General features: G+C 72.6%; 11 protein-coding genes. 5 read left to right on the top strand and 6 right to left on the bottom strand.

From position 1 onward, the window contains the following. Nucleotides 1-226: 226 nt before the first annotated feature. Together PUR56_RS32745 and PUR56_RS32740 are read left to right on the top strand one after the other, a co-directional pair. Entirely contained in the window at nucleotides 227-712 is a 486-nt protein-coding gene (locus tag PUR56_RS32745; protein WP_329951608.1) for a glycine-rich domain-containing protein, read from the top strand. A gap of 69 nt (nucleotides 713-781) precedes the next feature. Then, entirely contained in the window at nucleotides 782-1,663 is an 882-nt protein-coding gene (locus PUR56_RS32740; protein WP_329878879.1) for a phosphotransferase, read from the top strand. 119 nt (nucleotides 1,664-1,782) lie between these two features. Here the strand turns inward: PUR56_RS32740 and PUR56_RS32735 are convergent, their stop codons facing one another. After that, nucleotides 1,783-2,154, bottom strand: coding sequence for a cupin domain-containing protein (locus tag PUR56_RS32735; protein WP_329951607.1), 372 nt, complete (start codon nucleotides 2,152-2,154; stop codon nucleotides 1,783-1,785). 62 nt (nucleotides 2,155-2,216) lie between these two features. On the opposite strand from PUR56_RS32735, the gene PUR56_RS32730 reads away from it, so the two are divergent. Beyond that, nucleotides 2,217-2,741, top strand: coding sequence for a MarR family winged helix-turn-helix transcriptional regulator (locus tag PUR56_RS32730; RefSeq protein ID WP_380354223.1), 525 nt, complete (start codon nucleotides 2,217-2,219; stop codon nucleotides 2,739-2,741). Between the two features lie 59 nt (nucleotides 2,742-2,800). Here PUR56_RS32730 and PUR56_RS32725 read toward each other — a convergent pair whose 3' ends face one another. Then, entirely contained in the window at nucleotides 2,801-4,885 is a 2,085-nt protein-coding gene (locus PUR56_RS32725) for an MDR family MFS transporter (RefSeq protein WP_380354149.1), read from the bottom strand. Between the two features lie 412 nt (nucleotides 4,886-5,297). Here PUR56_RS32725 and PUR56_RS32720 point away from each other — a divergent pair, with 412 nt between their 5' ends. Next, complete coding sequence (locus PUR56_RS32720; RefSeq protein ID WP_329951606.1) at nucleotides 5,298-6,521, top strand: peptidoglycan-binding protein; 1,224 nt, start codon at nucleotides 5,298-5,300, stop codon at nucleotides 6,519-6,521. A 57-nt stretch (nucleotides 6,522-6,578) separates the two neighbouring features. Here PUR56_RS32720 and PUR56_RS32715 read toward each other — a convergent pair whose 3' ends face one another. The 4 genes from PUR56_RS32715 to PUR56_RS32700 form a co-directional block, all read right to left on the bottom strand. Continuing rightward, entirely contained in the window at nucleotides 6,579-7,163 is a 585-nt protein-coding gene (locus tag PUR56_RS32715; protein WP_329951605.1) for a TMEM165/GDT1 family protein, read from the bottom strand. A 210-nt stretch (nucleotides 7,164-7,373) separates the two neighbouring features. Further along, nucleotides 7,374-8,312, bottom strand: a complete 939-nt coding sequence (locus PUR56_RS32710; RefSeq protein WP_329951604.1) for an ABC transporter permease — start codon at nucleotides 8,310-8,312, stop codon at nucleotides 7,374-7,376. A 3-nt stretch (nucleotides 8,313-8,315) separates the two neighbouring features. After that, nucleotides 8,316-9,944 carry a dolichyl-phosphate-mannose--protein mannosyltransferase gene (locus PUR56_RS32705; RefSeq protein ID WP_380354139.1) on the bottom strand — a complete coding sequence of 543 codons (1,629 nt, stop codon included), beginning with the start codon at nucleotides 9,942-9,944 and terminating at the stop codon, nucleotides 8,316-8,318. A gap of 284 nt (nucleotides 9,945-10,228) precedes the next feature. Further along, entirely contained in the window at nucleotides 10,229-11,527 is a 1,299-nt protein-coding gene (locus PUR56_RS32700) for an MFS transporter (RefSeq protein WP_380354221.1), read from the bottom strand. A gap of 193 nt (nucleotides 11,528-11,720) precedes the next feature. On the opposite strand from PUR56_RS32700, the gene PUR56_RS32695 reads away from it, so the two are divergent. Continuing rightward, nucleotides 11,721-12,281 carry a MarR family winged helix-turn-helix transcriptional regulator gene (locus PUR56_RS32695; RefSeq protein ID WP_329951602.1) on the top strand — a complete coding sequence of 187 codons (561 nt, stop codon included), beginning with the start codon at nucleotides 11,721-11,723 and terminating at the stop codon, nucleotides 12,279-12,281. The last annotated feature ends 158 nt before the right edge of the window (nucleotides 12,282-12,439 follow it).

The following is a 12,439-nucleotide window of genomic DNA, read 5'->3' as shown; positions in this document are numbered from 1 at the left end:
CCCACCCGTACCCCCCTGAAGGACCCGCCGCCCCCGGCCGGTCCTCACCCACGAAGGGCTCGGCGATGCGCCGTTGACGACCGAGCAGCGTCAACGGCGGGCGGCACTGCCGACCCGCTCGGACCGCCGCCGCGCAGAGCCCCGCCCGTCCGTCCCCGATGGCGGACTGCAGGATCCATGGCCGCAGAAGCGGATCGGGTCCGACCTCAGAGTCAGGAGAGTCCACATGATGTCGATCAGCACGGAGCGGATCACGGGCCGGTCCCTCGTCGACCCGGCCCTGTTCGAGCGGATGGTCACCCGGATCGCCGGAGAGGAGGAGATGGACCTCGCTCTCGCCGAGCGAGTCATGGACCAGGCCCTCGCCTTCCTGGGAGCGTGCGCAGTCAACCCCGGCGCCAGGCTCGCCCCGTCGAGCCTGGTGGACATCGGATGGCACACGTTCATCCTGCACACCACCGACTACGCCGAGTTCTGCCGCTCGCTGTCCGGCCGGTTCCTCCACCACGTGCCGACCGAGGGCGCGGGCGAGTCCGCCGAAGGCGTCGGCATCGCCACCACGGTGGCCGTCATCGGGGCGAGCGGGTACGCCGTGGACCCCGAACTGTGGAGCATGTCCGCCGAGTGTTCCGAGGGCAGCGGAGGAGACGGAAGCGACACCAGCGGCAGCGGTAACTGCTCGCAGTGCCACCGCGGTTGCCACAGCAGCTAGGAGCCGATCAGATCGCCCGCCCAGCCCTGCGGTCCGGGACCGGGCGGGCCCGACCCCGAGGAACCCCCGATGGCCGACATCTGGAAGCAGCTACCGGACGCCCTGCGCATCAGCATCGAAGGGCGGACCGGCACGGTGACCGCCGCCGTGCCTCCCACGGCGGGAACGGTGTCCGACTTCGCCGCCACGCTGGAGACGACCGGCGGGCCGGTCTTCTGCAAGGCAGTGCGCGAGGACAACCCGAAGGCGTGGATGCACCGCCTGGAGTCCGTCGTGAACTCCGTGCTGCCGCCGCACATCGCGCCCCGCATGCTCTGGAAGGTCGAGGCCGGCGGGTGGCTGGCCCTGGGGTTCGAGCACGTTCCCGGCAGGCACGCGGATCTTTCTCCGGGGTCCGCCGACCTGCCGTTGGTCGCCCGGACGCTGGAGACGCTCGCCGGAACACTGACCCCGGCGCCGCCCCTGCGCGCCTTCAGCCTGGCCGATCGGTGGTCGGGACAGGACTTCTGGCACCACCTCGGTAACCGGCACCGGGACCGACTCGATCCGTGGACCGTGGCACGGCTGGACACGCTGGTCCTGGCCGAACGCGAAGCACCCGACCTGATCGACGGCAGGACCCTGGTCCACACCGATCTGACCGGCCCGAACCTCCTCGTGGACGGCGCAGCCGTGCGCGTCGTCGACTGGGCCTTCCCCGCCCCCGGCGCCGCATGGGCCGACACGGCTTACGTGGTCGTCCGGCTGATCGAGGCAGGGCACACTCCCGAGCGCGCCGAGCGGTGGGCCGACGGCGTCTCCCTGTGGCGTGCCGCGCCCCACCGGTCCGTCACGGCCTTCGTCGCGATCCTCACCGGCTTGTGGACCCTCCGCGCCGCCGAGACGCCCGGGCGGCAGTGGGACGCCCTGGGCGCTCACGGACTCGCCTGGCTTCGCCACCGTCTCGGGTAGCCGCCCGGAACAGGTCCGGCCGCCGACGCCTCCGCGCAGCAGCCGGACCTCCGCACCCTCAGTCGGGGAAGGCGGGCCGAGCACGGCAGGCGAGCACCCCGGTCGATCGCCGTCGCAGGTCAGGCGATCCACGGCGGGACGACGTGGTCGCCGGTCTCCGGGTTGACGGCCCGTGACGGGGTCGGGGAGGCGACCACGGCGGTGAAGCCGCCCTCGGAGCTCATCCGGCGGACGACCTCGGCCGGCAGGACGAGGGTGTCCCCGGCGGCGACCGCCAGGGCTTCACCCGCCAGGTCGACGGCGGCGGAGCCGGTGAGGAAGGTCCACACCTGCTCGGTGTCCATGGCGTGGCGGGGGCCCGAGCTCCCGGGTGCCATCTCGACCTTCCAGAGCGCGAGGCCCGTACCGCCCTGGGCGGGCGAGGCGAAGGTGGTCATGACGGCGTTGGGCGTCTCGGTACGACGGGCCTCGGTACTGCGGATGACGGACAAGAGCGGTTGACCCCCTACAATGGACAATCAAGTTGTCTATATGGTCAATGAGGTTGTCGATCGTGTCAAGGGAGAACGACCCGCAGCAGGACGAGGCCCCCCGGACCACGCCCGAATCCCGGGCGCAGCCCGGCTACGAGCTGCCGCTCCGCCTGCTGCTCGCCTTCCGGGTGATCATCGACGAGCTGCACGAGCGCATCGCCCGCGAAGGCCACCCGGACCTCCGGCCGATGCACGGCTTCGTCTTCCAGGCGATCGGGCCGGAAGGCACCACGGCGGTCGAGCTGGGACGGCGCCTCGGCGTCTCCAAGCAGGCCGCCGGCAAGACCGTCGAGCACCTCGAACAGCTCGGCTACGTCGAACGCGGGACCGATCCGGCCGACGCCCGGCGCAAGGTGGTCAGGTTGACCCCCCGCGGTGTCGACTGCCTCGTCCGCTCCGCCCGGATCTTCGAGGAGCTGCGCGGACAGTGGTCCGCGACCCTCGGCGGCGAGGAACACCTGCGCGCCCTGGAGGCGGCCCTGCGCACCCTCGCGCCCGGGGACCCGTTCCGGCTGGACACCCCGCGCTGGTTCGGGGCCCCGTAGCGAGGGGCGACGGGGAGAGAGGGGAAGGAGGGGAGGAAGAAGAGAGAGGAGAGGGAGCGTCAGAAGGAGCGGCCCTCGCCGTGGTAGGGCAGCTCGTGCCCGACCGGGTCCGGGCGGTCGCGGCGGTCGGCGCAGAGCGTCGAGGAGAGCCGGGTGAGCAGTGCGGCGAGGTCGTCGAACTGCTTCTCGTCCCAGTCGCCCAACAGGTCCGCGAGCTGCTCCCGGCGGGCGGCGACCAGCTTGAGCGCCACCTCCTCGCCCGGCTCGGTGAGCCGCAGCGGGAGGCCGCCGGTGCGGGACGCCAGGCCGTTGCCCTCGACCTCCCGCACCGCCTCCTCGACCACCGCGAACGGCACGATCCGACGCTCCGCCAGTTCAGCGGGCTCGACCGACCCCTGGTGGTGCATCTGGAGCAGCAGCCAGCTGGACGCGGGTTTCAGGTCGAGCCCCGCAGTGGCGGTGATCCGTTTGAACAGGTCGCGCCGGGCCTCCCGGCTGCTCAGCACGGACAGCGCCCGGCTGATCTCGTCCAGCGAGGAGCGCTGCACCGGGTTGAGGCCGATCGACTCGCTGAGGTCGGGGGCGGTCACGGTGGTCCGCAGCTTCTGCTCCTTCAGGAACAGCGAGAGCACGAACGCCACCACGGCGACCGGCACCGCGTAGAGGAAGACCCGGGTGATCGACTCCGCGTACGCGTGGTAGATGTCGGCCTGCGTCGCGGCCGGCAGGCCGCTGATGACGCGCGGGTCCGAGGTGATCGCGTCGGGGTTGAAACCGGGTGGGAGCGTGGCGCCCGCCAGGGCGGTCCGCAGCCGGTCGTTCAGCCCGGACGCGAAGATCGTTCCGAAGATCGAGACGCCGAAGGAGGCGCCGATCGAGCGGAAGAAGGTGGCGCCCGCGGTCGCGACGCCCAGGTCCTCGTACCCGACCGAGTTCTGCACGATCAGCACCAGGACCTGCATCACCAGGCCCAGTCCGAGGCCGAAGACCAGGAAGTAGCAGCTCATCTCGAAGGTGCTGCTGTGCTCGTCCAGCCGGGAGAGCAGCAGCAGGCCGACGACGGTGACAGCCGTCCCGGCGATCGGGAACGCCCGGTAGTGGCCGGTGCGGGCCACGATCTGACCGGAACCGATCGACGTGGCGAGCATGCCGAGCACCATCGGCAGCATGTGGATGCCCGACATGGTCGGCGAGACCTGCATGACCACCTGGAGGAACGTGGGCAGGTAGGTCAGCGCGCCGAACATCGCGAAGCCGATGACGAAGGAGATGACGGCCACCAGGCTGAACGTCCGGGACCTGAAGAGGCGCAGCGGCAGGACGGGTTCGGCCGCCGCCCGCTCGGCCAGGACGAAGGCGACCAGCAGCAGCACGCCGAGCACGCCCAGCCCGACGATCTGCCACGAGCCCCACGCCCAGGTGGTGCCGCCGAGCGAGGTCATCAGCACCAGACAGGTCGCGACGGACGCGATCAGTACCGTGCCCAGGTAGTCGATCCGGTGACTCCGCTTCACCTCCGAGCCGTGCAGCACGGTGGCGATCACCACCAGGGCGACCACGCCGACCGGCACGTTGATGTAGAAGACCCAGCGCCAGCTGAGGTTGTCGACGAAGAGCCCGCCGAGCAGTGGACCGAGCACGCTGGTGACGCCGAAGACCGCGCCGAAGAGGCCCTGGTACTTTCCGCGGTCCCGGGGGGCGACCAGGTCGCCGACGATGGCCTGGGAGAGCACCATCAGGCCGCCGCCGCCCAACCCCTGGAGCGCGCGGAAGGCGATCAGCTCGCCCATGTTCTGGGCGATGCCGCAGAGCACCGAGCCCAGCAGGAAGATCACGATGGAGGCCTGGAAGAAGACCTTCCGGCCGTACATGTCGCCGAGCTTGCCCCAGAGCGGGGTGGCCGCGGTGGAGGCCAGCATGTAGGCGGTGACCACCCAGGAGAGGTGTTCGAGGCCGCCGAGGTCGCTGACGATGGTGGGCAGGGCGGTCGAGACGATGGTCTGGTCGAGCGCGGCGAGGAGCATCGCCAGCAGCAGGGCGCCGATCGGCACCCAGAGGTTGGGGGCGTTGGCCTCCGGAGGGCCCGGCTCGCTCACCGGGGCCCGGTCGGGGCCTCGGTCGGACGCGGCGATCGGATCCGTCATGGCGTCTCCGTAGCGGTGTCAGCGGTGTCAGCGGTGTCGGCGGTGTCGGCGGTGTCGGCGGCAGTGGTGGTGCCGGGGGCAGCGGTGGCGGCGGTCACGGCAGCCCGGTGCGCCCGGGGGCGCCGTTCGGATGATCACTCCCGATTCACCATGCTGTCAGAAATGCCCGGATTTGCTCCGTTCAGTTGAGCCGAACGTAAGCGGCACCGCCATGCGCCCGACATGTGGACGCCGGGCCTGCCACACCGACCGTTCATCAGTTCCCAACCGACACCAACCGGCACAAGGCCCCCACACCGGGCCGGACGCCCCTGTCCCGTCTCAGGGACGTCCTGCATAATCAGGCCCGTCCGCCACCTGGAACACGAGTCCGAGTCCGGGAGACCGAGCGAGAACCGAGGAGGGCCGGCCGATGCCGGACCAGCACTGCCCGACGTGCGGCACCGTGCGCTCCGCCGGGTGCAGGTGCTTCCCGGACCGCGCCCTCGACGAGACCACCGTCCTGCCGCACATGGAGGGCCCGCCGCTGGTCCGCCCGTACGTGCCGCAGGCGGTCGGGCAGGTCTCGGACGGCCCGTCGGACGGGACCGCCGGCGATCCGTTCGCCACCACGGTGCCGCCGTCGGCCGCCCGGCCCCGGACGGCCCCGACGCCCCCGCCGCCGGACCGTCCTCCGGTCGCCCCACCGCTGGGCCCGGACGCCGACGCCTACGCGACGACGGTGCTCCCGCCGCTCGCGTCGGCCCCCCAGTTCCCCCCGCCGTTCCCCCCGCAGCACCAGCCGTACGCCGCGTCGCCGCCCGAGGGGCTCCCGCCCGCCGAGCCCGCCGCTCCCGAGACCGGCGAACTCGGTGTCTTCCCGTTCGCCCACGACGCCCACGGCTCCGCGTCCCACTCCGCCGCGGCCGACGGCGCCGCGCCCGCCCCCGGCGGCCGGGCCGCCCGGCGCGCGGCCGAGCAGGACGCGGGTCCGGTCCCGCTCGCCCGGCGCAGGGGGGTGCTGGTCGCGGCCGGCGCCGCGCTGCTGGCGGTCACCGTCGGCATCGCGTACGCGGTGACGCCCTCCGCCGAGCCGGAGCGTCTGGCGGTGCCCGTCCCCACCACGACAGCGGTGCCGGCCCCGGTCGACCCGACCACCCCGGCCCAGCCGAGCCCGAGCGCGCCGGCGCCCACCAGCAGTTCCCCGAGCCCGACCAGGACGACCGCCAAGCCGAGCCCGACCCGGTCGACGGCCACCACCGCGGCGCCCGCGCCGATCACCCCGCCCGTGAGCGCCGCTCCCCCGGCTCCGGCACCGGCTCCCGACCCGGTCGCCCCGGCGCCGAGCCCCTCCGCCGAGACGCCGCCGGCCACGACGCCCACCCCCACCCCGACGCCCGCTTCGACGGCCACCTCGACCCCGACGCCCACCTTCCAGCCACTGAAGTACGGGATGAACGGGCCGGAGGTCCTCACCCTGCAGAAGAAGCTGGCCGTCGTCATGTGCTGGATGAGCGTCCCGACGACCAGCAACTTCGACCGTCGAACCGAGAGCTCCGTCGCCTACTTCCAGGTGCTGCAGGGGGTCCAGGGCGACGAGAGCGGGGTCTACGGGCCCCACACGGCCGCCGCCCTGGCGAAGCGCACCACCTGCTGAACCGGCCCGGCACCCCGTCGGTCGGGGGCCGGGCCGGCTGCGGCAGGACTCCGGGCGTCAGCCGGTGATCGCCTGGAAGATGCTGAACCCGGCCATCAGCACCATCACACCCGCCGCCACGCGGATGATCATCTTCATCGGGACGTGCTTCAGCAGCTTCTGCCCGCCCAGGATCGCGATCCCGGCGACGGCGCAGAGCGCCAGCCAGGCGCCCAGACCCACCGCGAGCGGGTCGGCGTACTTGGCGGCAAGGTTGGCGGTCATGATCTGGGTGAGGTCGCCGAACTCGGCGATCGCCACGACCACGAAGCTGGCTCCGGCGACCTTCCAGAAGCTGTTGGCGGTGGGCTCCTTGGTCTCGTGCCCGTCCTCGTCGCCACCGCCGTGGAAGAGCAGCATCGCCGCGCCGGCCAGGAACAGCACGCCGGTGACGCCCTCCACCCAGCGGTGCGGCAGCAGCGAGAGCAGGTGCCCGGCGACCAGGGCGATGCCCACCTGGAGGGCGAAGGCGGCGGCGATGCCGGCGAAGACGTAGCCGGCGCGGTACTTGGCGCCGAGCATCAGACTGGCCAGGGCGGTCTTGTCCGGCAGTTCGGACAGGAAGACGATGCCGAAGGTGATCGCGGCTACGGTCAGGCTCATCGGGGGTTCGGTCCCTCGGGTCGGGCCGCCGGACTCCCGCAGCTCCGTCAGGGGACGCTTCGGCCCGACAGCGCTGGTTGGAACATCACAGCACTGCGGCCGAAGGTCTCGCCGGCACCCCTGTGCGGTGTGCCCCGGGCGCCGGGCCCCGCAGGGGGCCAGTATGTCGACGGTCCGGTGGAGGGCTACTCCCCTTCAACGGCACCCACCCTACCCGATCCCCTCCCCCGGCCGCCCGGCGCGGACCAGACCGCGGCCCACCAGCTCCAGCACCGCCACGACCGCCACCGCCTCCACCACCAGCAGCCCGACCAGCACGAACAGCTGCACGGCGCCCGCCTGGACCGGTGACGCCCCGCCGAGCAGCATGCCGACGAAGGCGCCGGGCAGCGTGACCAGGCCGACCGTCCGGGTCTGGTCGAGCGCCGGGACGAGTGAGGTGGCGGCCGCGCTGCGGCAGATCTCCAGCCGGGCGTCCCGTTCCTCGAAACCGAGCGCCAGCGCGGCCTCCACCTCGCCGTGCCGCTGCCGGAGCTCGTCCAGGGCGCGCCGGCCGGAGAGCGAGGTGGCGGTGAGCGCACCGCCGATCAGGATGCCGGAGACCGGGATGACGGAGAGGCCCTCGGGCGGCAGGAGCCCGGTGCCGAGCAGCAGCGCGAGCACCGGCAGCACCCCGGCCCCGATCGGCGCGGCCGCCCACATCCAGGCGCGACCGCCCCCGCCGGGCATCCCCTCTCCACCGGCCGCCCCCTCTCCGCCCGCCGCTTCCTCGGCGCCCGCGCCCGCCGTGCGCCGACCGCCGGGCATCCCCCGACCGACGGCCGCCCGCGGACCGCTCCGCACGCGCCGCCCGCCGCCCGTGCGCGGGCCGTCCACCATCCGCTGCCCGGCGGTCCGCACCGCGACCGCGAACATCAACAGCACGAAGAGCACCGACCACCCGAGCGAGCCGGCCACCCAGCTGATCACCACGGCGACGGCAGCCAGCTGCACCACCGCGCGCAGCCCGGCCCGGAGCACCGCGGACCCGTGCCCGAGCCGACCCCACCCCGCGACCGCGACGGCCGCGGCCAGCAGCAGCGCGGTGACCACCCCGAGCACCGGGGTGACCGGGAGCAGTTGGTCCTGCGCGGCCGCGAGCGCCGCCACGGATCAGATCCAGCTGGTGAACCACATCCGGTCCTGCCAGGACGTCATCGGGATCACCTCCGCCGTGTACAGCGGGTGGAAGAAGGCGAAGCAGGCCATGATCGCCAGCACGATCACCCCGGCCCCGGCCGCACCGATCCGTCGCCGCTCGGGCGTGCACCCCTCCGGTCCGAGCATCGCTCCGAGCATCTGGGCGACGGCCAGGCAGAGGAAAGGGACGAGCACCACCATGTAGAAGGAGAAGACGGTCCGCTCCTGGTACTGGAACCACGGCAGGTAGACGCCGGCGACGCCGCAGAGCACCGCGCCCGACCGCCAGTCGCGGCGGAAGAACCAGCGCCACAGCAGGTAGAGGAGCGCGAAGCAGGCCGCCCACCAGAGCAGCGGCGTGCCCAGGCCGAGGATCTGCGACGCGCAGCCGCCGGACGCGGTGCACCCGCGCTGCCCGTTCGGCACCTGCTCCCAGTACATGGAGACCGGACGGCCCTGGACCAGCCAGCTGAACGGGTTGGACTGGTAGGTGTGCGGGGTGCTCAGGCCGGTATTGAAGTCGTACATCTGGGCGTGGTAGTGCCAGAGGCTGCGCAGTGGCGCCGGCACCCAGCTCATCGGGACCTGCGGGAGGGGGACGCCGAGGAAGCTGTCCGCGGAGAGCCCGGCCCGGTCGTCGGCCCAGTGCCGGTCGAAACCTCCGCCGGTGCCGCCCCTGCCACCGCCGGTGAACAGCCAGCCGGCCCAGCCGCCGACGTAGACGACGAAGGCGACACCGACCGTGGAGAGGAAGGCGGGCAGCGCGTCGCGGCGGAGCATCGAGCGCCAGGGACGGCGGGCGCCGGCCCAGCGCCGACCGGACTGGTCCCAGAGGACGGTGAGCAGGCCGAAGGCGGCGAGCACCATGGCGCCGTTCCACTTGACCCCGCAGGCGGCGCCGAGGAACACGCCGGCGGCGATCCGCCACGGGCGCAGGCCGAGCCGGACGGCGTCACCGCCGTAGGTGTCCCGGACGGCGGCCAACCGGACCCGGGCGTGGTCGCGGTCGACGAGCAGCGAACCGAAGGCGGCGAGCACCAGGAACATCTGGACGCCGTCCAGCAGGCCGACCCTGCTCATCACCAGCTGGAGGCCGTCGACCGCCATCAGCAGGGCGGCGGTGCAGCCGATCAGGGTCGAGCCGAAGAGCCGGCGGCCGATCCGGGCCAGCATCAGCACGGCGACCGTGCCCAGCAGCGCGGTCATGAACCGCCAGCCGAAGGGGTGCAGGCCGAAGGCCCACTCGCCGAGGGCGATGACCCACTTGCCGAGCGGGGGGTGGGCGATGAACTCGGGGGCCGCGGTGAGCGGGATGTGCTGCGGGACGCCCAGGATCTCGGAGTTGGCGTTCTCCGGCCAGGTGCCCTCGTAGCCCTGTCGCAGCAGCGACCAGGCGTCCTTGGGGTAGTAGGTCTCGTCGAAGACGAAGGCGTTGGGGTACCCGAGGTTCCAGAACCGCAGGAGTCCGGCGAAGAGCGCCACACCGATCGGGCCGAGCCAGTCGGCCCGGTCGGCCGCCTTGCGCAGCAGCCCCCGCCGCCCCGGTTCCGGGGCTGCGGGGGCTGGTGGTGCGGGTGGGTGCGTGAGCGCCACTTGCGTCATAGCCTCGCCGATTTCGCCTGTCTCGCCTGTGCCGGCCGGGGCCGGGCGGTCAACAGCCACTGACACTATGTGCCGGTGGTCGCGAAGCCAAGCGCGACGGGCGCCGTCCAGGTGACCTGCTCGATCCTGGTCCGGCGCCCGTTTCGTACACCTGTCCCACCCGGTGGCGGGCTCCCCCGGCGGTCACCCGTCGTGATCGCCCGCTGCCGTCGCCCGCCCCCGTCGCCGCTGCCGTCGCGCGCGGCCCGCGCCCCGCGGTCGGGACGCCGGTCGCGCGCCCGGCGTCACGCCGCGGTCTGGAGCTCCCGGACCACCGGGACCGGCGTGCGGACCACGGCCGGGGCCGCGTTGTCCTGGGCCGCGGTGAGGTACGGCCGCAGGCGCAGCGCCATCACCACGATCAGCACGGTGCAGCCGGCCATCGCCGCCAGGTAGAGCGGCCAGGTGCCGGAGCCGACCAGCAGCACGCCCACGGCCGGGCCGACGGCGATCGCGATCTGCTTCACGAGGGCGTAGCCGGAGTTGTAGGTGCCGAGCAGCCGGGCCGGGGCGAGGTCCGCGACGATCGGGCCCAGGGTGGGCGCGAGCAGCGACTCGCCGACGCCGAACAGGGCGTAGATCGAGACGATCGCGACGGTGGCCGCCATCGTCTCGGTCCGGATCAGACCGGCGACCAGGGCCATCGTCCAGGCGCCCAGCCAGACCACTCCGGCGGCGGCCATCGCGGTGGTCCGCCGGCGGCGGGCGGTGATCCGCACCACGAACATCTGCAGCACCACGATGGTCAGCGCGTTGGCGCCGATCGCGATGCCCAGGGTGGAGGGGGCGGTGCCGACGGTGTCGGTGGCGAACGCCGCGACGCCGGACTCGAACTGGCCGTAGCAGGTGAAGAAGATCAGCCCGGCGAGCAGGCAGAGCCGGAACATCGCCTTGTCGGCGACCAGGGCGCGCAGGCCCTGCGGACCGCCGGCCTTCTCCTGGACCGCCACCGGCGCGGCGTTCGGGATCCGGGCGGTGCCGGTCACCAGGGCGAGGCCGAGGAAGGTCGCGGCCTCGATGGTGAAGAGCCGGGTCAGGCTGGCCGGGTCGGCGACGTCCACGATCTGCCCACCGACCAGCGCGCCGATGCCCATGCCCAGGTTGATCAGCGTGAACTGCAGAGCGAAGGCGTGCGAACGGGTCGCGGCCGTCGAGCAGCGGACGATCATCGTGGCGAGCGCCGGCTGGCAGGTGGTGACACCCGCGCCGAACAGGAAGGAGGAGACCAGCAGGGCCGGGGTGTCGGTGGCGTGACCGAAGGCGAACGCGCCGGTGGCGGCGAGCGCGGCACCGGCGAGCAGCACCGGACGCGGGCCGTACCGGTCGATGCCGCGGCCGGTGAACGGCAGGACGGCGAGCGCGGCCAGCGCGAAGACGGTGAACACCATCCCGGCGGCCAGCGACCCCAGTCCCCGCACCTGGTCCACGTACACGAACATGTACGGCATCGTGAACCCGCTGCCGAACGCGCTGAGCGCGTTGCCGATCTGGACGCGGCGCAGCGGGCCGCCCGCCCCGCGACGCTGCTGCCTCTGCTGCTTCACCGTGCCGGTCACCGTGCACACCCCTTCGTCGAGCTCCGCCAAGGCCGGATCCGTCAAGGGTCCGTTGGCTTTCACTGGATACTCTTAAGGCCGGAAGACTTAAGAGCTAAAGTTTGACCCTAAAGTCTTAGCACTGGAAGAGTGCTGAGTCAAAGGCTTAAGGAGTGCACCTCTTCATGCGACACTGGTCGGCATGACTGCAGAGAAGCCCGCGCCGGCCACCGACCGCGAGTTGGGCATCGCCGAGCAGGTGGCCGTCTACCAGCGGGAATTCCCCATGGTGGATCCGCAGGTGGAGACCATCGTGCAGACGCTCTCCCGGGTCGCCCGGCGGATGACCGTCGCCTACGACCGGCAGCTCACTGTGCTGGGAATCACCTCGGCGGAGTGGGAGGTGCTCAAGGCGCTGGTGGTCTCGGGCAGTCCGTACCAGCTGGGGCCCGGCGAGCTGGCCAAGCGGCTCGGACTCACGCCGGCCGCGATGACCCACCGGATCGACCGGATGGTCACCGAGGGCCTGGTCACCCGGGAACGGGACGAGGCCAACCGGGTCCGGGTGATCATCGAGCTGACCGACCTCGGCCGCGACAAGTGGCTGGAGTCGATGCGGATGGCCGCCGGCTTCGAGGAGGAACTGCTCCAGGACGTCGTGGGCGAGGACCGCACCGTCCTCTCCGGGATCCTGGCGCGGATGCTCCGCCGGATCGAGGAGAGCCAGCCGGACGCCCTCGGCCGCACCGCCGACCTGGGCTGACGGCCCGCGAACGACAGCAGTCCGGCCCGCCGGGGAGACTCCCCCGGCGGGCCGGACTGCTGTGTACTGCGGTGCACTGCGGTGCGAGGGTCCGTCAGGCCCTCGAACACTCGGGCACTCGGGTCTCCGCTCCGCGGATCTCCAGGTGCACGGGCGTT

This window comes from Streptomyces sp. BE303 (genome assembly GCF_036290945.1).
In the GTDB taxonomy this organism is placed as follows: Bacteria; Actinomycetota; Actinomycetes; order Streptomycetales; family Streptomycetaceae; genus Kitasatospora.
Note: the sequence above shows the minus strand (reverse complement) of the source record. Positions and strands in the feature narration are given on the sequence as shown.

Bases quoted from the DNA above. Each gene is read 5' to 3' on its own strand.
- PUR56_RS32705 (WP_380354139.1), bottom strand. From the start codon at position 9,944: ATGACGCAAGTGGCGCTCACGCACCCACCCGCACCACCAGCCCCCGCA.
- PUR56_RS32715 (WP_329951605.1), bottom strand. From the start codon at position 7,163: ATGAGCCTGACCGTAGCCGCGATCACCTTCGGCATCGTCTTCCTGTCC.
- PUR56_RS32745 (WP_329951608.1), top strand. From the start codon at position 227: ATGATGTCGATCAGCACGGAGCGGATCACGGGCCGGTCCCTCGTCGAC.
- PUR56_RS32740 (WP_329878879.1), top strand. From the start codon at position 782: ATGGCCGACATCTGGAAGCAGCTACCGGACGCCCTGCGCATCAGCATC.
- PUR56_RS32725 (WP_380354149.1), bottom strand. From the start codon at position 4,885: ATGACGGATCCGATCGCCGCGTCCGACCGAGGCCCCGACCGGGCCCCG.
- PUR56_RS32695 (WP_329951602.1), top strand. From the start codon at position 11,721: ATGACTGCAGAGAAGCCCGCGCCGGCCACCGACCGCGAGTTGGGCATC.
- PUR56_RS32720 (WP_329951606.1), top strand. From the start codon at position 5,298: ATGCCGGACCAGCACTGCCCGACGTGCGGCACCGTGCGCTCCGCCGGG.